Genomic DNA, 20,711 nt, shown 5'->3' with positions numbered 1-20,711 from the left:
GCAGGCCGATGAAGATCGGCCCGTCAGACATGCACCTCGCCATGCGCCAGTTCGCCCTCGCCCGGCTCCTTGTGGACGGCGGCATAGGCCATGACGGCGTAAAAGGCGGCGACCACGGCAATAACCAGCCAGCCGGGAACCGGCCCGAGTGCTGCATTGCCGACGACCTCGCGCAGCGACGACACGGCACGCGGCGCCCCGCCATCGGCCTGCAGCACCGGCGAGGAAATCTTCAGAGCCCAGGCCAGCGCCAGGATCAGATACATCCAGCAATAATTGCGCCTCAGCCGCCGGCAAACCGCCTCGCGATAGCTCATCAGAAAGGCCGGACGCCGCAGGCTGTCGGCGATCGGGGCTGCCCATGTGACGGTGAACGTCGCCTGCGGACAGAGCATCTGGGCAAAATAGCCGCGCTCGATCTGGCGTACGCGGGCGCGATAGACATCGAAAAAGCGGTAGCGCCGAGCCTCGATGAATAGCAGCAACGTGATCAGCAGCATCGCGAAGAGCAACACGCCATGATGCGATGAGGGCGTCGACAGCGACACCGACAGGAGCGCCGCGACCACCGTGATCGCCCAGTTCGACGTCCGGTCGATTCGGTCACGCCAACCGGCCATCCGTCCCATTTCGCCACGGTAATAGTGAATGAGCGCGGTGATGGTCTCCCCTGGGGTCGCGGGCAAGGGCGGGCTTTTCGGTTCGGCATTGTCCTTCAAAAGCCCGATCGGGCTGAATTCCGCAGCCATGGTCATTTCCTCCGGATTTTGTTGTTTTCATCATCATGCGCCCGATTTCACCGTTTAGGAACGATTTTCACGCCGCAAATGCCTTTGAGGGTGGGTTTTCGCATTGCCAAACGGGGACCGGAGCCGTAAAGACGCCGCCATGCAGAAGATCGATGAAGAAGCCCTCGCCGAAGCCTATAACCGCGCGCTTGCACTGGAGAAATCCGGCGATATCGATGCGGCCGTGAAAGCCTATGAAGAGGTACTCGCCATCGATCCCGACGATCATGGCGGGGCAGCCGTCCGCATCGCCTCTATGGGACGCGGCGAAACACCGGATAAGGCGCCGGACGCCTATGTGACGACCCTGTTCGACCAGCATGCCGAGGTGTTCGAGGATGTCCTTGTCGAGCAACTCGACTATCACGTGCCGCTTCTGGTTCGCCAGCGGCTGCAGGCGCTCGGCCTCGGCCCGTTCGGCCGCGTGCTCGATCTCGGCTGCGGCACGGGCCTGACCGGTGGCGCGCTGCGCGACATGTCGGAAGACATGACCGGCATCGACCTGTCGGAAAACATGGTCGAGATCGCCCATGAGAAGGACCTGTACGAAACGCTCTATGTCGCCGAAGTCGTCGATTTTCTCGAGGACAATGACGACGAACCCTTCGACCTGATCACTGCCACCGACGTTCTTCCCTATCTCGGCGCGCTGGAAGCGCTGTTCTTCGGCTGCGCTGAAAACATGAACCCGGGCGGCCTCTTTATCTTCTCCAGCGAGACCCTGCCGGACGAAACCTTTGACGGGCGCACCTTCATGGTCGGCCCGCACCAGCGATTCGCCCATGCGCAGTCCTACGTCCGCAACCGGCTCGACGCGATCGGTTTCGATGTCGTCGAATTGACCGACATCACGGTTCGCATGGAAGAAGGCCAGCCGATCGCCGGCCATCTGGTCATCGCAAAGCTGCGTTGAGGACAACCATCAGGCGTCCTGCACCTCGGGCGTTTCGTACCAGTCGCCCTTGAACTCCGTCAGGATGTTCTTGATGATCTTCTTGCCGGTATCGCCATCGATGACGCCGGCTGACACCATGAGCAGATCCGTGCCGATATTGTCCTTGAACAGCCGGCTGCCGCAGGTCGCGCAGAAACCGCGCCGCGCCTTGTCGGAATAACCCCACCATTGCAGCGTGCCATCAGCCTCGAACTGCACATCGTTGCGCGGCGCGCCGATGACGGCCATGTAGTTGCCGTGCGCCTTGCGGCAATCGCCGCAATGGCAGCAGAAGACTCCCGCCGATTCCGCCGGAATGGAAAATTTCACGCCGCCGCAGCGGCAGGAAGCGTTCAGTCGTTCAGCCATGAATTATTCCTCCGGGTCATGAAATGCAGGTTTCGAACGCCACCTTCGCCGCGCTCGTAGGGAGAGACATACGGCGGCAACACCGTGCTTCAAGCGCATCGCGGAACACAATCGACTGCATCCTCAAAATGCGAATGATAATAATTTTAGCCAAATACAATCTAAAGTAGATTTTACAACTCTTTGGTGCTGCCGATTTATGGACGCCGCCGAAGTTCCTCTCTTACGTTAAGAATACAACTTAAGGGGGAAATTTAATGAATACCTTTTTGACATGGCTCGCGAGTGCGGGAGGCATCTTCGGAATTTTGGTTACCGCGGTTGAAGATATTCTGGGGCTGGATCCGGTCGCCTTGCTGCTGACGCTGTTGACCCCGGCGCTGCTGCTTTACGCAAGGCACGAAGTCCGGCTTCGACGCCTGCGTTCGATCAAGGACTTTCTGCTCGCTTTCGGCAGCACGACGGAAAAAATCAATACAACGAGAAACAGCGGGGATGGCGCCGCCGCGGCCAACGGGGTTGCTCAACCCGCGGTGAACGCAGCATCCAACGTCACCGTCAACGCAAGATTGACCAACAATCCGTCCTTCGAATTCGTCAAATCGAAATACGTTTCCGATCTGCATGTGAAGGACCCCGCCCAGGGCAAGACCTTCAACCAGATGAACGACATCGAACAGATCGACTGGATCATCAAGAGTATCGGCCGCTTCGGCTCGCGCAACGACTGGAAGATTTTCCTGTCGGCCTTCGGCTTCGTTCTTCTCTGCTATTTCGGCTTCTCCGCCCTGCATCAGACGCTGATCTGCGGCCTGGGGGCACAGACCAGCACTTGCCTCCAGCCAGCAAACACCGTGGCTGGCGCACAGGTCGCTGAAACCTACGGCAATTGGGGTCAACTCGCGGTGATCGGCTCCCTGGCCTTTGCCGGCGCCTTCATCGCGGCCATCCGCAATTTCGTGCGCTCGGTAGCGGTTTTCGATCTGTCGCCCTACACGTTCCTGCGGCACACGGCCGAGATCGTCGCCTCGGTCATTTTCACGATCGTCCTCTTTGCGGTGTTCCGCGATCCCATGAGCCAGATCACCGACCTCGTCGCGAAAATCATTCCTGGCACGGCCGGCACTCTTCCGGCGACACCTCCCGCTGGTACCGTCGCCGCAGGGCACATCCAGCCTATCTGGTTCGGCCTTGCACCGCTTCTCGGCCTCATTCCGCAAAGCGCCACCAAATTCCTGCTGATCAAGTTCCAGTCGCTGATCAACTGGATCAAGACCACCGACGATCGGTTCATCAGCGTCACCAAGATCGTATCGCTCGATATCATCGACGGCATCGATTACGAAACCCGCTTTCGTCTTGAGGAGTGCGGAATCTACGATGTCCAGAATCTTGCGACCTACAATCCGATCATGCTGCATATCGAATCGCCCTACGGCATCTACCAGGTTTTCGACTGGATCGCCCAGGCGCAGCTTTGCCATATCCTTGGGCCTGAAAAATTCCTGATCTTCCGCGAACTGAATATCCGCACCATTTTCGATCTCGAACGCGCGATCAATAGCAAGTATTCAGTCAAGGCCTTCGATGAAATCTGCTCCGGCGTCCTGCTTGCCTCGACCAGCAGCATGCGGGAAACAGTTCGCATCAGCGTGACCAAACCAATCGCCGTCGATGATGGAAAAGCCGAGGCCTTGGAAGCAGACGCGTTTTGCGCCTGGGCTCGCAAGCGTATGATCCGTGACGATGATTCCACATCAACACAACATGTCTTGCGGTGGATTGCCGATGACCTGCACGTCCGCCGCCTTCGCCGGCTCTGGCTCGATATTTCCGAAAGCCTTGGAGAAGAGTCCGCCGCTTTGCCGGATGGTCTCGACGCAGAGGCGCTTTTGAGGGAGGCAAAGGCCCGGGAAGAGAAGAAGGCAAGGGAGCAGGAAGCACGGGAAGCGCAGGCAAACGAGAACGCCGCAGTGCAACAGGTTCAGCCCGTCCAGCAGGTCGATCCGGCAATAGCTGTCGCCCCAGCCGGTGGACAATAAGCGGCTTGGAAAGCGGCGCTGTCACGGCGCCGCTTTCACTGTCCTTTGATACCGCGAAATCCGCCGCCCAGACCCGTTCTTATCGCCAAACCCCTTCCACGCCTCTCCCCCATCGGCTAAGTCTCGGGCACAGGAATTTCAGGAGTCGGGAATGGCAAAAGTCGCATTCATCGGTCTGGGCGTCATGGGTTATCCGATGGCCGGCCATCTCAAGGTCAAGGGCGGCCACGAACTGACGGTCTACAACCGCACCGCCGCCAAGGCCGAGAAATGGGCAGCGCAGTTCGGCGGACGGGTCGCCGCGACGCCCGCGGAGGCCGCCGCCGACGCCGAGTTCGTGTTCTGCTGCGTCGGCAATGACGATGACCTGCGTTCCGTCACCACCGGCAAGGATGGCGCGTTTGAAACGCTGAAGTCAGGCGCCGTCTTCATCGACAACACCACCGCCTCGGCCGAAGTCGCCCGCGAACTGGATGCCGCCGCCACCGCGCGCGGCGCGCACTTCATCGACGCCCCCGTTTCCGGCGGTCAGGCCGGCGCCGAAAACGGCGTTCTGACGGTGATGTGCGGCGGCGATCCCGAGATCTTCGAGCGCGCCCGGCCGGTCATCGACGCCTATGCCCGCATGGTTGGCCTGATGGGTCCGGCGGGTAGCGGGCAGTTGACCAAGATGGTCAACCAGATCTGCATCGCCGGCCTCGTCCAGGGACTGGCGGAAGGCATCCATTTCGGCAAGAAGGCCGGCCTCGATATCGAAAAGGTGATCGAGGTCATTTCCAAGGGGGCCGCCGGCTCCTGGCAGATGGAAAACCGCCACAAGACCATGAATGCCGGAAAATACGATTTCGGCTTCGCCGTCGACTGGATGCGCAAGGATCTGGATATCGTGCTGACCGAAGCCCGCAACAATGGTGCGCGATTGCCGGTTACCGCACTTGTCGATCAGTTCTATGCCGACGTGCAGGCTGCCGGCGGCAATCGGCTCGACACGTCTTCGCTGCTGTCGCGGCTGGAGAAGTAATCTACCCTATTCAGATCGCGCCGCCGGAAATATGGGCGGCGCGGCCGAGGTTTCGACTATTCCTCGCTCGACTTCGCCTGTTCGATCTGCATGTAGTCGAGCGGCAGTTGCGTCGTGTACTTGATCTGCTCCATCGCGAAGGCAGACGAAACGTCACGGATTTCGATCTTGGCGATCATCCGCTTGTAGAAGGCGTCGTAAGCGGCGATATCGGGAACGACGACGCGCAGCAAATAGTCGACATCGCCGCTCATGCGGTAGAATTCGACCACTTCGGGAAACTCGCCCACGACCTCTGAAAAGCGCTTCAGCCATTCGATCGAATGGGTGTTGGTGCGGATCGACACGAAGACGGTGACCTTGGTGTTGACCTTGACCGGATCGAGCAGCGCGACGCGGCCACGGATGACGCCGTCTTCTTCCATCTTCTGGATCCGGCGCCAGCAGGGCGTCGTTGATAGGCCGACCTTCTTGGCGAGATCCGCCACTGCAAGTGTGGAATCTTCCTGCAGAAGACGCAGGATTTTGCGATCAAGACGATCCATAGAGAAGCCCCCTTCGAATAATATTCTTTCTATAGCGCGAATTCAGATGAATGAAAGAAAATTGTTTCATTTCATCAACTTTTTCACCCGATCCTGCAGCACCGGCAGAACATCCGCCTCGAACCAGGGATTCTTCTTCAACCACCCGGTGTTGCGCCAACTGGGATGCGGCAGGGCAAGCACAGCCGGTCCGGTATTCGACCCCAGATAGCTGCGCCAATTGCGGACCGTCTCGGTCATTGATGAAAGCTTGCGCTCGCGAAGATGCCAGGCCTGAGCATACTGGCCGATGGCGAGCACCAGTTCGATCTGCGGCATGGCATCGATCACGGGTTGCCGCCAATGCGGCGCGCATTCCCTTCGCGGTGGCAGGTCGCTGCCATGCGCGTCATAGCCCGGAAAGCAGAACCCCATCGGCACGATGGCAAACAGGTCCCGATCATAGAACTGGTCCCGTGTCACGCCGAGCCAGTCGCGCAGCCGGTTTCCCGACGCATCGTCGAACGGCAGGCCACTTTCATGGACCCGCAGTCCCGGCGCCTGTCCGGCAATCAGGATGCGCGCCTTGGAAGAAATCACCGCAACCGGTCGGGGTTCATGCGGCAGCCGATGCTCCGGCCCGCGTTCCGGCATGTCGCGACAGATTCGGCAGGCGGTAATGGCCGTCCGTATCGCCTCCAATCGCTCATCGCGCGCATCAGTCATCCCATAATCCCGCCAGCCAGCTTCCGATACCCGACATCATCATACCCACCGATCCAGTCGGCATATGGGGCATCTCGTCCATTCCGCCATGGGTCTGGCGCCACGTGCGCGGCGCATCGAACGTTCCCGCCCAGAGGCCCAGACGTTTGCGTCTCGCAGCCTCTTCGTCCGCCTCATAATGACCGAAGGCAACGGCAAAACCGTTGCCGACCATCGCGGCATTGAGATCGACCTCCTCGACCAGACAGACAGCCAGCAGCCGTCCGTACCGATCGCTTCCATCCGCCGAACAGGAGGCGCTTGCTTCGCCAATCAGTGCTTCCAGATGGTCCTTCGATGCCCGACCGCAAGCCCATGCCTGCCCGTCGCGCGCGCAGACCTGACGCAATTCCGGCGCATCGATACCCACCAGCCGGATGCGCTGTCCGGCCATCACCAAGGTGTCGCCATCCACGACGCGTGCCCGACCGCTTACGGCTTCCCGATCGGCATCACTCATCCGCACGATGACGAGGCCCAAAAGCAGGAAAATCAGCACCGTGAGAAGCAGATCCCGTGTGATGCGAACAAGGCGGTTCATGGGCTTTCCGGCAGCACTTAGGTGTCGGTTCACGGGGCGGAAGGGAACGGCAAAAACGAGCAAAGGCAGCAACTTCTTAAGGATTCACCCTTAAAGTTCAAGCGATTCAGTTTAAGCGTTTGAGATCATGAACAAGGGCGTCAGCACCTCGACCGACAAGATCATTGTCGACAAATCGCGCAGCCATCGCAACGCGGCTGTGTCGAAGACCGTGCGCACGACCCGCGAGCGCCTGCAGGCCGGGCCGTCCAATGGGTCTGGCTTCGCCAAGGAATTGCTCGCGCTCCACATCGATACAATGCTGAACGGCGCGATCGGCATGCCGCTCTTCCTGCTGCTCATCACCGGTCTCGGCGTCTATGTATCCCAAAGTCCAGGCCTGATCGCCTGGTGCATCATGGCGTTGTGCGTTCACGCCATCGGGATCGTCGTCGCACGCAAGGCCAAGAGTGATGATATCACCGCCGAGAAGGTTTCCTACTGGCGCCACCGTCTGCTGATCGTCCAGATTGCTCTGGGCGTTTGCTGGGCAGCCTTTGTCCTGCAGGGATGCGACACCTGCGGCGAGGTCAATTTCGAGTTTTACAAGGCAGCGGTCATCCTGATTGCTCTCGCGGGAACCGCGATGGGCACGTTCCTGCTACGCAATGCCCTGCTTTTCACATTCCTTCCTGTGGTCGTTGCCCTGGTCGGTCTGACGATCAAGGTGGCGAGCCCCGGCTACATTGCCCTCACAGCCGTCGTTACGACGTCACTGATCTTCCTGGTGTTCATGACCAACCGCATGCACCGCGCCAACGTACACATCCTGTCCGTCCAGTCGGAAAAGGACGACCTGATCGCCGAACTGGAAGTGGCCAAGTCGATGTCCGACGAAGCGCGCCGCCGCGCCGAGGAAGCCAACCTAGCGAAGTCCCGCTTCCTCGCTTCCATGTCGCATGAATTGCGCACACCGCTGAACGCTATCCTCGGCTTCTCGGAGGTCATGTCGACGGAAGTGCTCGGACCGCTGAACAACCCGATCTACAAGGAATATACCGGCGACATCCACCGGTCCGGCCAACATCTGCTCGACCTCATCAACGAAATCCTCGACCTATCTCGCATCGAGGCCGGCAAATATGACCTCAACGAGGAAGCCATTCATCTGGTCGAGATCACCGAGGATTGCATCGGCATGGTGCAGCTTCGCGCACGGACGAAGAACATCACCATTACCGAGCAGTTCGAACATGGCATGCCGGCTGTCTGGGTGGATGAGAAGTCGATGCGCCAGGTAACGCTCAATCTGCTCTCCAACGCCGTCAAGTTCACTCCGGCTGGCGGCGAGATTTCCGTGAAGTGCGGCTGGACGGCCGGCGGTGGCCAATACCTCTCCATCAAGGACAATGGCCCCGGCATTCCGGAAGACGAAATCCCGGTCGTGCTCTCAGCCTTCGGCCAGGGCTCGATCGCCATCAAGAGCGCCGAACAGGGAACCGGCCTCGGCCTGCCGATCGTTCAGGCAATCCTTGCCAAGCACAATGGCGAGTTCATCCTGCGCTCCAAGCTGCGCGAAGGCACCGAGGCCATCGCCATCCTGCCGTCGAAGCGCGTGCTCCAGAGCATCCCCGCCGTCGAGGACGCCCCGACGATCGAGCGCCGCAAGAAGAGCTTTGCCTAGGAAATCTTAGTCAGCCAAAACATGGGCAGCACCGTGCACCGATATACGCACGAAATCGCCCGGTTCCGGCAGTTCGAAACCAACGCAGCGGATCGACAGGAAATCCGGCATGGCGCGGTCCTTGCGGTCGATGCGCACCAGAACCATGCAGTTGCCGCCACCGAACTCGACATCATCGACGCGGCCAAACGGGTTTTCTGGTTTGGTGCCCTTCGGCTGCGTCGTCAGCCGGATCTGTTCCGGCCGAAGCATGACCGTCGCCTTACCCGTTCTGGCAGTGCCATTGACTTCAAGTGATCCCAGCGCGCAATCGGCACGGCCGGCATTGATGGTCGCATCGAGCAGGATCGCCTCGCCGAGGAATGTCGCCGTCTCGCGATCCGCCGGCCGCTTGTAGAGAACACGCGGCGGTCCGAACTGGATAAGCTTGCCCTGTCTCAGCACTGCCACCTGATCGGCAAATGACAGCGCCTCCGCCTGGTCGTGGGTGACGAGGATCGCAGTCGTGCCGGATGCGCGCAGAACCCGCGCCACGGTGCGCCGCATGGTGTCGCGAAGACCGGTATCGAGTGCCGAGAACGGCTCGTCGAGCAGCATCAGCCGCGGTTTCAGCGCAAGAGCGCGAGCGAGCGCCACGCGCTGCTGCTGGCCCCCGGACAATTGATGCGGCCGGCGCGCGGCCATGATACCGTCGAGTTCCACCATGTCCATCAGGTCGGCGATGCGCTTGGCGCGGTCAGTGGCATGCTTGTCCATCCCGAAGCCGATATTCTCGGCGACGGTCAGATGTGGAAACAGTGCACCATCCTGCGAAACAATGCCGATGCCGCGCTTGTGGGCCGGCACAAGCAAACCGTCGGCGGCGAGCATCTTGCCATCCAGCATCAGCGATCCGCTGTCCGGTGTCTCGAAGCCGGCGATGATACGCAAGAGCGTCGTCTTGCCCGAACCCGATGGTCCGACGATGGCTGTACGACCGCCTGCCTCGATCTGCATCCGGATGGCGTCCAGCGCCACGGTCGCGCCGTAGGATTTGCTGATGGCGTCGATCGTCAGGAAAGTCATTGTCCGGTCGCCCGTCTGGATTGCACGTAAAGGAGATAGGTAAGCGGCAGCGACAAGAGCACCATCATCACCGCATAGGGCGCCGCCGCCACATAGTCGATCTCGCTGGTCAGCGACCAGAATTTCGTTGCCAGCGTCTCGACGCCGGTCGGGGACAGCATCAGCGTGGCCGTCAGTTCATTGGTGATGCCGAGCGCAACCAGCGCGGTGCTGGCGGCAATGCCGGGTGCGGCGAGCCGCATCGTCGTCTGGCGAACGGCCTGGAACGGCGTGCGCCCGAGCGCCATCGCCGCCCGCTCCAATTCGACCGGTGCCTGCGCAATGCTGGTGCGCAGGCCAACCATCGCCCGCGGCAGGAACAGCATGATATAGGCGATGAACAGGGTCGCGAAGGTCTGATAGAGCGGCAGCACCAGCCGCACGGTAATGGTCACCAGTGCCAGCGCCACGACCACGCCCGGCAGCGACCCGACGTAATAATGGCAGGCCTCGAAAATCCGCTGCAACCGGCCCGGCGCCCGTACCGACAGCCAAGCCATGGGAGCGGCCGCGATCGTGGCCAACACGCCGCCGGCAATTGCCAGAATAATCGTCTGGATGAAGGCATTACCGACCAGATCGATCCGCCAGATATCCGTGCCGCCGATATAGAGCCAACGGGTGAGCGTCACGAAGGGCACGCCGAGGGCGAGTACCGCGACGGCGACATTCAGCGCCAGCGCCGGCAACAGAAACCAGCCGAGCGCACGCTTGTCGGCCGGACGCGCAGCCCCCGAACCGACGCGTGCATAGCGTTCGCGACCGCGCAGGACCGCCTCGACGATCAGCAGCAGCAGGCAGCAGGCCACCAGCACGCCAGCCAGCATGTTCGCGGCCGGTCCATTGAAAGCCGACTGGAACTGATCGACGATGGCGGTCGAAAACGTGTCGAAGCGGATCATGACATAGAGGCCGTATTCCGCCAGCAGATGCAGCCCGACCAGCAGCGAACCGCCGCAGATCGCCAGCCGCAATTGCGGCAGTATTGCCCGGAAAAAGACTTGCCAGGGATTGAGCCCCAGAGACGCCGCCGCATCCTCGATCGCCGGATCCAGCCGCCGAAGCTGCGCGGCAATCGGCAGATAGAGAAAGGGAAAGTAAGCCAGCACCGACACGAGCACGCCGTCGGCAAGGCCATGCAGGCCGGGCACGAGGCTGATCCACGCATAGGAGTGCACGAAGGCGGGCACCGCGAGCGGCGCGACCGCCAGCCAGGACCAGATGCGAGCGCCGGGAAGATCGGTGCGCTCGGTCAGCCAGGCCAGTGCCACGGATAAAGCGACGGTAATCGGCAGCGTGCAGATTTCCAGCAGCGCCGTATTGATCAGCAACTCGCCCACCCGGCCGCGAAAGATCAGCTTCGCGGCCGTTTCCCAGCCCGTCTGGACGGTGATGACGGCGATGAAGCCGAGCGGAACGAGACTGACAGCAGAGACCAGCGCCGCAAACACAGTGACCCACAGGTAGGGAATACGCGTCCGGCCACGGGCGGCGATCAGAAATCGGCGGGCAGCGGAAGACGATTCGACGGGAAACGCGTTGGCGCTCAAGGGGCTGCTTTCAAACGGAACGACATTCGCAACCACATTTCGAGATGGCTGCGAATGTCCTTTATAGCCTGAGATCACGACCTAAGCGGAGAATCCGGTTCAGGTTTACGATCGTTTAGAGGCTGCCTATCACAGCAGACCAGCCGCCGTCATCAGGTCTGTGACTTTTGCGCTGTTGAGCGTGGCCGGATCGACCTTCGGATAGTGCAGATCCGCCAGCGGCGTCAGGGATGCGTTGGACGCTTCGCCGTTGCCGACGGCATATTCGAACGAGGTGCCATCACGCAAAACCGCCTGCCCGCCCTTGCCCGTTACCCAGGCGAGGAATTTCTGGGCATTTTCCTTGTGCTGGCTGGCGGCAAGCACGCCACCGCCGGAAATGCTGACGAAAGCGCCCGGATCCTCGTTCTTGAAGTAGTGCAGCGCGACGTTCTGCGAGTTTTCGCCCGTCTTCGCCTGATCGCCGAAATAGTAATAGTGGTAGATCACCGCGCCTTCGACCTCACCGGCATTCACGGCCTTCATGGCTGTCGAGTTGCCCTTATAGGCGGTAAAGTTCTCCTTCATCGCCGTCAGCCAGGATGCGGTCGCCTCCTCGCCCTTCAGGGCCAGCAGCGCGCTGACGATCGCCTGGAAATCGGCGCCGGACGGCGAAGCGGCCCAACGGCCCTTCCAGCTCGGATCGGCGAGATCAAGCATCGATTTCGGCAGCTTGTCCTCGGTCAGCTTGGTCTTGTCATAGGCAAAGACGGTCGAGCGGGCGGCAACGCCGGTCCAGTGGCCGTTGGACGGACGGAAATTTTCCGGTACCTGAGCCAGCGTCTCGGCCGCGACCGGTTCGAACAGACCGGCACCATCGACCAACGCCATGGCCGGTGAATTTTCCGTCAGGAACACGTCGGCCGGGGATGCGGCCCCTTCCTGGACGATCTGGTTGGCGAATTCCATGTCGCTGCCCTTGCGCAGCGTCACCTTGATGCCGGTTTCCTTGGTGAAGGCCTCGGCCCAGGCAACGCCGAGGCTTTCGTGCTGTGCATTGTAGACCACGATGCCGATATCGTCGTCCGCATAGGCGGCGCTTGCACCCAGCGCCAGCATCGACGCACCGATGAATGTCGCCGACAGTGAGATAGCACCGACGGAACGCGGGTAGGAAATTTTCATGGCAGCCTCGCAACGTTTGCCCGGACCCTGAATGTCCGATGCAGCCGGTATATAATCATGATTTCGCCCGTCAACTTTGATCACGCGATTCCGGCTTCTCAACCCCTCACATTATTTTGAGACGGACAGATGGAATAAAATCGCGGTCCGTCTTTCACGCCTAGAGTGCGAACATATGAGACAGGAACACGACGTAAATGGCATAGCCGCCATTGGCGAGGATCAGGCACAGGCAGGCAAGCGACCCGAGATCCTTGGCGTTCTTGCCCATTTCGGAGATTTCCGGGGAAACCCGATCGACGATTTCCTCGATCGCCGTATTCAGCGCCTCGAACGCGATCATCAGCAGGAAGAGCACGAGCATCGCGACATACTGGAACAGGTTCGCACCGCTGATGACAAAGGCAATCATCGCCACGGCAAAGGCACCGAGTTCATGACGAAACGCCGCCTCGCCGAGAAGACGCTTGGCGCCTCCAAAAGAATAGATGGCGGCTGCGAAGAAATGCCGGATTCCCGTCAGCTTCTTTACCGGCTTTTCACTGCCCATGTCACGATAGTCCCTGTCCAGATACATGCTTGCTCCGTATTTCCAGCAAAGTGCCGCAGGAAACACGCGATACTGACATCAGCCTGAATGCGCCGTGAACACGGATGATGCATGCGGCAGTTGATGAACAATGCCGCACCCGAATAGGTGAGAAGACAGGACCTATCAAGCCCCGGCCGGCCCGAACCGCCTACAAACCCGGCGATTAACGGTAGCGGACACCTGATTTCCTACCGAAAGGACGGGAAATCCTGACGAGACCTCAGCTCTTGTTGCTGACGCCGGCCTGCGCGAAGGTTGCCATGCCGGAATGGCAGGCAGCGGCCGCCTTGACGATACCAGCGGCCAGCGCTGCGCCAGTACCCTCCCCAAGCCGCATGCCGAGCGCGAGCAGCGGCGTCTTGCCGAGCTTCTCGATTGCGTTCATGTGGCCGGGCTCCGCCGATACATGGCCGATCAGGCAATGATCGAGCGCGGCCGGATTGGCAGCCTTGAGGATGGCGGCGGCCGTCGTCGCGACATAACCATCGATGATGACCGGAATCTTCTGCATGCGGGCGGCCAAAATCGCGCCGGCCATGGCGGCGATCTCGCGGCCACCGAGGCGGCGCAGCACTTCGAGCGGATCGCCCAGATGATCGGCATGCAGCGCCACCGCCTTGTCGACGGCCGCGATCTTGCGGGCCAGCACCTCGCCCTGCGATCCCGTGCCCGGCCCGACCCAATCCTCGGCGGTGCCGCCATAAAGCGCGAGGTTGATCGCAGCGGCGATGGTCGTATTGCCGATACCCATCTCACCGATGCAGAGCAGATCCGTGCCGCCGGCCACCGCTTCCATGCCAAAAGCCATGGTCGCGGCACAGTCGCGCTCGGAGAGCGCCGCCTCTTCGGTGATGTCGCCGGTCGGATATTCCAGCGCCAGATCGAACACCTTGAGCCCAAGATCGTGGCTGACGCAGATCTGGTTGATGGCGGCGCCACCGGCGGCAAAATTCTCGACCATCTGCGCCGTCACCGATGGCGGAAACGGTGTCACACCCTGCTTCGTCACGCCGTGATTGCCGGCGAAAATGGCTACCAGCGGCCGGTTGACCGCAGGCGCCCTGCCCGTCCAGGCCGCCAGCCAGAAGGCAATTTCCTCGAGACGTCCAAGCGCGCCCGGTGGCTTGGTGAGTTGCGCGTCACGCTCACGCGCCGTGGCCAGAGCCGCACCGTCGGGACCCGGCAGGTTGCGCAACAGTTCCCGGAAGTCGTCGAACGGCAGGCCGCTGGCACTCATGATGGTGATCCTTGTCTCGTCTCGTCACACGCGGGCCGAAGGCACCGCAAAGGTGCTTCCTCATAGAGCGCCCGGTCAATTCCGGCAACGGCATTTGCGCCGGTTCGTGTCGCCGTCGCATGATCGTCTTGAAATCACCGATTCGCGGGGGCGAAACGGCCATGGGGGACGTTCAATGTTCGATATCCGCGACTTCATAGACGACGTGGCACGCTCGGTAGCGTTCCTTAGCCGCATCCACATGCCGCAGCGCCATTTCGTCAATTTCGACGGACGGCTCAGCCGGGCGGTGCGCGCCTTCCCGATCGCCGGCCTGCTGATCGTGCTGCCGGCGGCAGCGATCGTGTCGATCTTCACCGCGATCAACGCCTCGCCGCTGTTCACCGCCTTTGTCGCCGTGGCAATCCAGGCGCTGATCACCGGCGCCCTGCACGAGGACGGTCTCTCCGACACGGCCGATGGCCTTGGCGGCGGCAAGACCAAGGAAAGCGCGCTGCTGATCATGAAGGACAGCCGGATCGGCTCCTATGGTGCCGTCGCCCTCATCCTCTCCTTCGGCCTGCGTGTCTCCGCTCTTGCGGCCGTCCTGCCGCTGTTGACACCGAGCGGCGCCGGGCTTCTCGTGCTGGCAACGGCGGCGCTCAGCCGCACGGCCATGGTCTGGCACTGGTCGCGCCTGCCGCCCGCGCGTCGCGATGGCGTCGCGGCTTCCGCCGGTGAACCGGATGCGTCAGCCGTCACCGTGGCCCTTGTGATCGGTGTCGTTTCCGCCGCCCTCCTCCTGTTCCTGTCAGGCGCATCGCTGCTTTCCGCAGTCCTCGCGATCGCGGCCTTTGCGGCAACCGTGCCAGCCTTCAGCGAAATCGTCGACGGCAAGATCGGCGGTCATACGGGCGACACAATCGGAGCCACACAACAATTGACGGAAATCGCGGTTCTCGCCGCACTTGCACTGACCATCTGAAACGCCGATATAAGTTGAAACTGCTCCTTAGTCCGGACCCCACGCCTCCATGGAATCGCCCTGTATTCTCGTCTGTTCGATCGACATGAAAACCGGATATTGCTTCGGCTGCGGCCGGACCCGCGACGAGATCGGTGCCTGGACACTCTACACGTCCGATGAGCGCCGCAGCATCATGGCGACCTTGCCGGCCCGGCTGGAAACGGTCGAGCGCAAGCCGCGCCGCGAGACACGCCGGACCCGCATGGCACGCGAGCGGGTCGACACAGAATGAACAAGCTGACCATCCTCTTCACCATCCTCGCAGTCGGCCTTGTTTTCCTCATTCTGAACCACGACAGCGGCCGCACCTTCGGCATCGTCAACGACGATTTCGGCCACCTTGTCACGCTGAGCGCGATCGCGGCGATGTTCGGCGCGGGCATTCTTCAGAGCCGCCGGCATTTCGGCGAAAGCATGCGCCAGCTGGGGATCTGGGTGCTGATCATCCTCGTCCTTGTCTCCGGATACCTCTATCGCACCGACCTGCAATCCTTCGGTAACCGTCTGGCCGGCGGGCTCATCCCCGGTCGCGCGGCGGTGTTCACGGATAGCGAAGGCATCCAGGAAGTCGTGCTGCACAAGGTCTTGAACGGCCATTTCGAAGCCAATGTCGCGGTGAATGGCGTCAGCGTACAGATGCTCGTCGACACCGGCGCAAGCCGGGTCGCGCTGTCCTACGATGATGCCGAGAAACTGGGCCTTGCTCCCGAGACCCTTTCCTATACCCAGTCCATCCTTACCGCCAATGGCGAGGCGCGGGCGGCACCCGTGACGCTTGCGGAAGTATCGATCGGCCCGATCGTCCGCAAGGACGTCAAGGCCATGGTCACCCAACAGGGAATGCTCGACCAGAGCCTGCTCGGCATGAGCTTCCTTTCGACGCTCGATTTCCTGCAGATGCAGACCGACGAACTGCGGCTGAGGGATTGATGGGATCGTGGGGAAAATCGAGTTTCGTTGCCCTGATCACCGTTTTGATCGCCGCCCCCGCGCACGCCGATGAACTCGACTTCGCCGGCCGCTGGCAGCAGGTCTATTCCAGCGACGGTTATTGCAAATCCTGCACCATCGGCCTCGTCCAGAACGGGAGCGTGCTGACGGTAATGGCAAGCGACGACTGGTCAGCCATCCTGCAGACAGACAATCCCGGCCACGCCAGCTTCGCCACCGGTGTCGGTCGCAGACGCCAGGACAGCGACCCGATTGAAATCGGCCTGTTCCTGAAAGGAAACGACCTACACATGATGATGGTGGTCAAGGGCGGGGACGGCCCGGCCAAAACGATCAAGGCCATCTACCGGAAGCCGTCAGAAGACAGCCCGACAAACAGGATTTGAAAACCGGTCATTTCCGGTCAGCCCATGGGGCATAAACACTTTGCAGATTTCGACCAATCTCCGATCTCTTCGGGGAGGAGTGATGCGAAGCCTTCCGCAACTGTCCCCGTCTGCCGGCCTATCCCGCGTCGACAGTCGAAGGCGGAAAAATTGAGATAATCCAGCCGTCGGCCCCTCGCCGGGGACCAATTGTTCTGCCTCCAGCTTCCGGGCCAAACCCTTTTTTTTGACCTCGCCACCATTGCCGGCGGCTGTTCCGACCCTAAACCTTTCCGTGTTTCAAAGCTGTCACAGGAGCCGCTTAGGGTCATCCCGGCTTGCAATCGAGGAGGATTTCCCATGGGAAATGAGTTTCGGGTCAATAGCTATCAGAACAATTGGCAGGAAGATTCCAACGTCATCGCCTTGCGAAGCGGCGGATTCCTGGTCACCTGGTCCAGCTGCTTCAACGAGTACGACGACTCCGATGTTGTCACCACCTATGTCGCAGCGCGGTTCTACGACGCCAACGGCGATCCCACAGGCAGTGAGCTTGTCATCCGTGGCGTGAACGGCGGGCATTCCGGCACCCCGCAGGCGACCCAGCTCGCGAACGGTAATATCGTCTTCACCTGGATCGAAGCACTCGATGATCCGATCTTCACGAACGACGCCCATATCCGCGCGCAGGTCTTCACGCCCAACGGCAATGCCGTCAGCGGCGTGATCAACGTCGATACCGTCGCCTCCACGCAGGCCTACGCACCGGATGTCGTTGCGACCGGTGACGGCGGCTTCGTCGTCTCCTTCGGAGCCTCCACATCGACAGGCAATTTCGACGAGGTTTATTCCCGCGCCTACAATGCCAACGGCACGGCGCGCGGAGCCGATCGGGTTCTCAACACCCGGTCGAACGATTTCGACGAACTGGTAACGAAATCCGTTGCCCTCACGAACGGTAACAGCATCGTCATCTGGAATTCGGAAGCGGCGATCGACGACGGCTCGGACAACGGACAAAACCAGATCCGGGCGACGCTGTTCGATGAGCATGGTACAGCACTGCGATCCGATTTCGGACTGACCCCGCATTTCGGCGGAGCCGGCGGCGTCTGGAGCGACAGCGAAAACTACGGATACGCCGTCGCATCCCGCGCCGGCGGCGGTTTCGTCGTCGCCAATCTCAACTGGACCGAAGCGGATGATGATGACGGCGCCATGGCAATCTATTTCTCCGCCTATAACGAGGCGGGCACGCGCGTGACAGCAGCCACGTCGGTTTTCGACCGGGGCACGGTCGTCGGCGACCTCGATATGGCGAGGCTGGCAACGGGACATTATGTCGTCGTCTGGAACCAGCACTCGCTTTATCCCGAGGAGATCGGCGACGACGCCTATGCCATCATCCTATCGGCGGACGGCACCCCGGTCAGCCGCGTATTCACCGTTGGCATCGATGCCGACAAGTATGATGAGCAGGTGGATCTCTCCGTCGCGGCACTATCCGGCGGCGGATTTGCCGTGACTTACACATCGGACTCGATCGACGCCGACGACCGGGGCATAGCGGCAGAGACCTACGGGCGTGGCACGGGTGCCGCCGACACAATGAGGGTCGATCCGACAGGCATGTTGTCCGGTCTCGCGGGCAACGATCACCTGATCGGCGACACGCGGAACAATTTCCTGTCTGGCGACAGCGGCAATGATGGCCTCTCCGGCATGGAGGGGAATGATGTCCTGCGCGGTGGCAGCGGTGCGGATCGCCTGTCCGGCAGTTCGGGGCGCGATACCGCCACCTATGACAACGCCGCCAGGGGCGTCACCGCAAACCTCTCCGATTCCTCCGCCAACACCAATGATGCGAAGGGAGATGTCTTCGTCTCGATCGAAAACCTGAAGGGTTCCTCCCATGACGACCGGCTGATCGGCGACAGCGGCGCCAATCGCCTCGACGGCGGTTCAGGGGATGACATCCTGCTCGGCGGCGGGGGCTACGACAACCTCTATGGCGGATCGGGAAGAGACGTCTTCGTCTTCAAGTTCGGATCCGATGTGGGAACCACCCGCTCCGCGACCGACATCATCTTCGACTTCTCGCGCGCCGACGACGACATCATCAATCTCAGGAGCATGGACGCGGATGTGACAAGAGGCGGCAACCAGGCCTTCTCCTTCGTCGGCAGTGGAGGCTACAGCGGCGAGGCCGGCGAATTGCGCTATGTCAGGGAAAGCTCGGACACGTACATCTACGGTGATCGCAACGGCGACGGCAGAACGGATTTCGTCATCCGTCTCGACGACGCCATTAGTCTCGCCTCGAGCGATTTCATCCTTTGAAAAACGGGTCCGCCGCAGGCGGGGACTTTGACATCCCCGCCTGTCAGTTCCGCAACCGATAGCCCGTCCGGAAAATCCACGTCAGGAGCGTCATCAGCACCGCCAGGAAGACGATGATGATCGTGAAACTGACGACCGGGTTGACGTCGGCGATCTCGAAGAAGCTCCAGCGAAAGCCGCTGATCAGGTAAAGCACCGGGTTGAAATGGCTGACTGCCTGCCAGAAGGGCGGCAGCATGTCGATGGAATAGAAGCTGCCACCGAGGAAGACGAGCGGCGGGATGACCAGCATCGGGATGAGGTTCAACTGCTCGAAGTCCTTCGCCCAGATGCCGATGATGAAGCCGAACAGGCTGAAGGTGATGGCCGTCAGCACGAAGAACAGCAGCATGACGAAGGGATGGGCGATCGACAGGTCGACGAACAGCGCCGCCGTGCCGAGAATGATCGTGCCGATCATCAGCCCCTTGGTCGCCGCCGCCCCGACATAGCCGAGCACAATTTCTGCCATCGATACCGGCGAGGACAGGATTTCGTAGATCGTGCCGGTGAATTTCGGGAAATAGATGCCGAACGAACCGTTGCCGATGCATTGCGTCAGAAGCGTCAGCATGATCAGGCCGGGCGTGATGAAGGCGCCATAGGACACCCCTTCGATCTCTTGGATGCGCGAGCCGACGGCAGCGCCGAAGACGATGAAATAGAGCGAGGTGGAGATGACCGGAGAAACGACGCTCTGCAGGAGCGTGCGCCGGGTGCGCGCCATCTCGAAGAAATAGATCGACTTGACCGCTTCGAAGTTCATGCCTGCGCTCCCACCAGTTCCACGAAAATATCCTCGAGCGAGCTCTGCCGCGTCGAGATGTCCTTGAGACGGATGCCCGCCTCCGCCAGCGCCGTCAGCAGCGTCGTGATGCCAGTCCGCTCACCCGACGTGTCGTAGTCGTAGATCAGCGCATGCCCCTCGTCCTCGATCGTCAGGCTGTACGAGGACAAGGCGTCGGGAATGGCCGCGATCGGCTCGGCCAGATCGACGCGCAACTGCTTGCGGCCGAGCTTCTTCATCAGTTCGGTCTTCTGCTCGATGAGCAGGATCTTGCCGCCATTGATGACGCCGACACGATCGGCGATCTCCTCGGCCTCTTCGATGTAATGAGTGGTCAGGATGATGGTCACACCGGTCTCACGCAGCTTCTCGACCACCTTCCACATATCCTTGCGCAGATTAACATCGACGCCCGCCGTCGGCTCGTCGAGGAACAGCACGCGCGGCTCGTGCGACAGCGCCTTGGCGATCAGCACGCGCCGCTTCATGCCGCCGGACAGCTCGCGCAGCATGTTGTCCTTCTTGTCGTAGAGCGACAGGTCCTTCAGCACCTTCTCGATATGGGCCGGATCCGGCTTCTTGCCGTGCAGGCCGCGCGAGAACGATACCGTGTTCCAGACCGTCTCGAACTGGTCCGTCGTCAGTTCCTGCGGCACCAGCCCGATGATCGATCGTGTCGCCCGGAAATCCCTGACGACATCGTGGCCGCCGACCAGCACCGTTCCACCGGACGGGTTGACGATGCCGCAGATGATTGAGATCAGCGTCGTCTTGCCGGCGCCGTTCGGCCCGAGCAGCGCGAGAATCTCGCCCTCCTCGATATCGAGGCTGACATTCTTCAACGCCTGAAACCCGGACGCATAGGTCTTGACGAGATTGGAAACGGAAACGATGGGGGCCATGAAACGGGAATCCGGGTGGCAAGGTGC

At 61.0% G+C, this 20,711-nt stretch carries 21 protein-coding genes; 9 read left to right on the top strand and 12 right to left on the bottom strand.

Annotated elements, in window-relative coordinates:
• Window positions 1–23 precede the first annotated feature (23 nt).
• Complete coding sequence (locus ASG68_RS20610; protein ID WP_062580922.1) at window positions 24–749, bottom strand: DUF2270 domain-containing protein; 726 nt, start codon at window positions 747–749, stop codon at window positions 24–26.
• A gap of 139 nt (window positions 750–888) precedes the next feature.
• Here ASG68_RS20610 and ASG68_RS20605 point away from each other — a divergent pair, with 139 nt between their 5' ends.
• Window positions 889–1,701, top strand: a complete 813-nt coding sequence (locus ASG68_RS20605) for a class I SAM-dependent DNA methyltransferase (RefSeq protein WP_062580519.1) — start codon at window positions 889–891, stop codon at window positions 1,699–1,701.
• Window positions 1,702–1,710: 9 nt separating this feature from the next.
• On the opposite strand, the gene ASG68_RS20600 is transcribed toward ASG68_RS20605, so the two are convergent.
• Window positions 1,711–2,091, bottom strand: a complete 381-nt coding sequence (locus ASG68_RS20600) for a GFA family protein (RefSeq protein ID WP_062610070.1) — start codon at window positions 2,089–2,091, stop codon at window positions 1,711–1,713.
• A 257-nt stretch (window positions 2,092–2,348) separates the two neighbouring features.
• On the opposite strand from ASG68_RS20600, the gene ASG68_RS20595 reads away from it, so the two are divergent.
• Both ASG68_RS20595 and ASG68_RS20590 read left to right on the top strand, forming a co-directional pair.
• The gene (locus ASG68_RS20595) at window positions 2,349–4,133 is read left to right on the top strand and encodes a hypothetical protein (protein WP_062580515.1); all 1,785 of its coding nucleotides are present in this window, start codon (window positions 2,349–2,351) and stop codon (window positions 4,131–4,133) included.
• Between the two features lie 58 nt (window positions 4,134–4,191).
• Window positions 4,192–5,154 carry an NAD(P)-dependent oxidoreductase gene (locus ASG68_RS20590; protein ID WP_274534232.1) on the top strand — a complete coding sequence of 321 codons (963 nt, stop codon included), beginning with the start codon at window positions 4,192–4,194 and terminating at the stop codon, window positions 5,152–5,154.
• A gap of 56 nt (window positions 5,155–5,210) precedes the next feature.
• On the opposite strand, the gene ASG68_RS20585 is transcribed toward ASG68_RS20590, so the two are convergent.
• The 3 genes from ASG68_RS20585 to ASG68_RS20575 form a co-directional block, all read right to left on the bottom strand.
• On the bottom strand, window positions 5,211–5,699 hold the full coding sequence (locus ASG68_RS20585) for an Lrp/AsnC family transcriptional regulator (protein WP_037130000.1): 489 nt from the start codon (window positions 5,697–5,699) through the stop codon (window positions 5,211–5,213).
• Between the two features lie 66 nt (window positions 5,700–5,765).
• A complete protein-coding gene (locus tag ASG68_RS20580; RefSeq protein ID WP_062580510.1) occupies window positions 5,766–6,404 on the bottom strand; it encodes a uracil-DNA glycosylase family protein in 639 nt (212 codons plus the stop codon).
• Window positions 6,397–6,984 carry a thermonuclease family protein gene (locus ASG68_RS20575; RefSeq protein ID WP_062580507.1) on the bottom strand — a complete coding sequence of 196 codons (588 nt, stop codon included), beginning with the start codon at window positions 6,982–6,984 and terminating at the stop codon, window positions 6,397–6,399. Before ASG68_RS20575 ends, ASG68_RS20580 begins: the two co-directional genes overlap by 8 nt.
• Before the next feature lie 127 nt (window positions 6,985–7,111).
• On the opposite strand from ASG68_RS20575, the gene ASG68_RS20570 reads away from it, so the two are divergent.
• Window positions 7,112–8,647, top strand: a complete 1,536-nt coding sequence (locus tag ASG68_RS20570) for a sensor histidine kinase (protein WP_062580506.1) — start codon at window positions 7,112–7,114, stop codon at window positions 8,645–8,647.
• A gap of 6 nt (window positions 8,648–8,653) precedes the next feature.
• Here the strand turns inward: ASG68_RS20570 and ASG68_RS20565 are convergent, their stop codons facing one another.
• From ASG68_RS20565 to cobT, 5 genes are all read right to left on the bottom strand, one after another.
• Window positions 8,654–9,712 (bottom strand): ABC transporter ATP-binding protein, encoded by a 1,059-nt coding sequence (locus ASG68_RS20565; protein WP_062580503.1) that lies wholly within the window; start codon window positions 9,710–9,712, stop codon window positions 8,654–8,656.
• Complete coding sequence (locus ASG68_RS20560; protein ID WP_062610068.1) at window positions 9,709–11,301, bottom strand: ABC transporter permease; 1,593 nt, start codon at window positions 11,299–11,301, stop codon at window positions 9,709–9,711. Before ASG68_RS20560 ends, ASG68_RS20565 begins: the two co-directional genes overlap by 4 nt.
• A gap of 129 nt (window positions 11,302–11,430) precedes the next feature.
• Window positions 11,431–12,465 carry an iron ABC transporter substrate-binding protein gene (locus tag ASG68_RS20555; RefSeq protein ID WP_062580920.1) on the bottom strand — a complete coding sequence of 345 codons (1,035 nt, stop codon included), beginning with the start codon at window positions 12,463–12,465 and terminating at the stop codon, window positions 11,431–11,433.
• A gap of 160 nt (window positions 12,466–12,625) precedes the next feature.
• Window positions 12,626–13,042 (bottom strand): diacylglycerol kinase, encoded by a 417-nt coding sequence (locus ASG68_RS20550; RefSeq protein WP_082478185.1) that lies wholly within the window; start codon window positions 13,040–13,042, stop codon window positions 12,626–12,628.
• 235 nt (window positions 13,043–13,277) lie between these two features.
• Window positions 13,278–14,294, bottom strand: a complete 1,017-nt coding sequence (cobT, locus tag ASG68_RS20545; protein ID WP_062580498.1) for a nicotinate-nucleotide--dimethylbenzimidazole phosphoribosyltransferase — start codon at window positions 14,292–14,294, stop codon at window positions 13,278–13,280.
• 175 nt (window positions 14,295–14,469) lie between these two features.
• On the opposite strand from cobT, the gene ASG68_RS20540 reads away from it, so the two are divergent.
• From ASG68_RS20540 to ASG68_RS20520, 5 genes are all read left to right on the top strand, one after another.
• Window positions 14,470–15,258 (top strand): adenosylcobinamide-GDP ribazoletransferase, encoded by a 789-nt coding sequence (locus ASG68_RS20540; RefSeq protein WP_062580496.1) that lies wholly within the window; start codon window positions 14,470–14,472, stop codon window positions 15,256–15,258.
• A 49-nt stretch (window positions 15,259–15,307) separates the two neighbouring features.
• Window positions 15,308–15,532, top strand: coding sequence for a DUF1289 domain-containing protein (locus tag ASG68_RS20535; RefSeq protein ID WP_062580493.1), 225 nt, complete (start codon window positions 15,308–15,310; stop codon window positions 15,530–15,532).
• On the top strand, window positions 15,529–16,230 hold the full coding sequence (locus ASG68_RS20530) for a TIGR02281 family clan AA aspartic protease (protein WP_062580490.1): 702 nt from the start codon (window positions 15,529–15,531) through the stop codon (window positions 16,228–16,230). Before ASG68_RS20535 ends, ASG68_RS20530 begins: the two co-directional genes overlap by 4 nt.
• On the top strand, window positions 16,230–16,637 hold the full coding sequence (locus ASG68_RS20525; RefSeq protein WP_062580489.1) for a hypothetical protein: 408 nt from the start codon (window positions 16,230–16,232) through the stop codon (window positions 16,635–16,637). Before ASG68_RS20530 ends, ASG68_RS20525 begins: the two co-directional genes overlap by 1 nt.
• Window positions 16,638–16,976: 339 nt before the next feature.
• Window positions 16,977–18,956 carry a calcium-binding protein gene (locus tag ASG68_RS20520; protein ID WP_062610066.1) on the top strand — a complete coding sequence of 660 codons (1,980 nt, stop codon included), beginning with the start codon at window positions 16,977–16,979 and terminating at the stop codon, window positions 18,954–18,956.
• Window positions 18,957–18,999: 43 nt separating this feature from the next.
• Here the strand turns inward: ASG68_RS20520 and ASG68_RS20515 are convergent, their stop codons facing one another.
• Together ASG68_RS20515 and ASG68_RS20510 are read right to left on the bottom strand one after the other, a co-directional pair.
• Window positions 19,000–19,761 carry an ABC transporter permease gene (locus tag ASG68_RS20515; RefSeq protein WP_062580484.1) on the bottom strand — a complete coding sequence of 254 codons (762 nt, stop codon included), beginning with the start codon at window positions 19,759–19,761 and terminating at the stop codon, window positions 19,000–19,002.
• Window positions 19,758–20,684: an ABC transporter ATP-binding protein gene (locus tag ASG68_RS20510; protein ID WP_062580483.1), complete on the bottom strand. Its 927-nt coding sequence runs from the start codon at window positions 20,682–20,684 to the stop codon at window positions 19,758–19,760. Before ASG68_RS20510 ends, ASG68_RS20515 begins: the two co-directional genes overlap by 4 nt.
• Window positions 20,685–20,711 lie beyond the last annotated feature (27 nt).

Origin of the sequence: Rhizobium sp. Leaf453, assembly GCF_001425605.1 — a bacterium.
GTDB lineage: Bacteria > Pseudomonadota > Alphaproteobacteria > Rhizobiales > Rhizobiaceae > Pararhizobium.
The sequence above is the reverse complement of the archived record's forward strand: the minus strand, read 5'-3'. Positions and strand labels throughout refer to the sequence as shown.

What these genes read in the sequence shown, in the direction of transcription:
- cobT (WP_062580498.1), bottom strand. Translation starts at nt 14,294, where the DNA reads ATGAGTGCCAGCGGCCTGCCGTTCGACGACTTCCGGGAACTGTTGCGC.
- ASG68_RS20605 (WP_062580519.1), top strand. Translation starts at nt 889, where the DNA reads ATGCAGAAGATCGATGAAGAAGCCCTCGCCGAAGCCTATAACCGCGCG.
- ASG68_RS20510 (WP_062580483.1), bottom strand. Translation starts at nt 20,684, where the DNA reads ATGGCCCCCATCGTTTCCGTTTCCAATCTCGTCAAGACCTATGCGTCC.
- ASG68_RS20550 (WP_082478185.1), bottom strand. Translation starts at nt 13,042, where the DNA reads ATGTATCTGGACAGGGACTATCGTGACATGGGCAGTGAAAAGCCGGTA.
- ASG68_RS20570 (WP_062580506.1), top strand. Translation starts at nt 7,112, where the DNA reads ATGAACAAGGGCGTCAGCACCTCGACCGACAAGATCATTGTCGACAAA.
- ASG68_RS20520 (WP_062610066.1), top strand. Translation starts at nt 16,977, where the DNA reads ATGGGAAATGAGTTTCGGGTCAATAGCTATCAGAACAATTGGCAGGAA.
- ASG68_RS20535 (WP_062580493.1), top strand. Translation starts at nt 15,308, where the DNA reads ATGGAATCGCCCTGTATTCTCGTCTGTTCGATCGACATGAAAACCGGA.
- ASG68_RS20525 (WP_062580489.1), top strand. Translation starts at nt 16,230, where the DNA reads ATGGGATCGTGGGGAAAATCGAGTTTCGTTGCCCTGATCACCGTTTTG.
- ASG68_RS20530 (WP_062580490.1), top strand. Translation starts at nt 15,529, where the DNA reads ATGAACAAGCTGACCATCCTCTTCACCATCCTCGCAGTCGGCCTTGTT.
- ASG68_RS20610 (WP_062580922.1), bottom strand. Translation starts at nt 749, where the DNA reads ATGGCTGCGGAATTCAGCCCGATCGGGCTTTTGAAGGACAATGCCGAA.
- ASG68_RS20585 (WP_037130000.1), bottom strand. Translation starts at nt 5,699, where the DNA reads ATGGATCGTCTTGATCGCAAAATCCTGCGTCTTCTGCAGGAAGATTCC.
- ASG68_RS20575 (WP_062580507.1), bottom strand. Translation starts at nt 6,984, where the DNA reads ATGAACCGCCTTGTTCGCATCACACGGGATCTGCTTCTCACGGTGCTG.
- ASG68_RS20580 (WP_062580510.1), bottom strand. Translation starts at nt 6,404, where the DNA reads ATGACTGATGCGCGCGATGAGCGATTGGAGGCGATACGGACGGCCATT.
- ASG68_RS20565 (WP_062580503.1), bottom strand. Translation starts at nt 9,712, where the DNA reads ATGACTTTCCTGACGATCGACGCCATCAGCAAATCCTACGGCGCGACC.
- ASG68_RS20515 (WP_062580484.1), bottom strand. Translation starts at nt 19,761, where the DNA reads ATGAACTTCGAAGCGGTCAAGTCGATCTATTTCTTCGAGATGGCGCGC.
- ASG68_RS20595 (WP_062580515.1), top strand. Translation starts at nt 2,349, where the DNA reads ATGAATACCTTTTTGACATGGCTCGCGAGTGCGGGAGGCATCTTCGGA.
- ASG68_RS20555 (WP_062580920.1), bottom strand. Translation starts at nt 12,465, where the DNA reads ATGAAAATTTCCTACCCGCGTTCCGTCGGTGCTATCTCACTGTCGGCG.
- ASG68_RS20600 (WP_062610070.1), bottom strand. Translation starts at nt 2,091, where the DNA reads ATGGCTGAACGACTGAACGCTTCCTGCCGCTGCGGCGGCGTGAAATTT.
- ASG68_RS20540 (WP_062580496.1), top strand. Translation starts at nt 14,470, where the DNA reads ATGTTCGATATCCGCGACTTCATAGACGACGTGGCACGCTCGGTAGCG.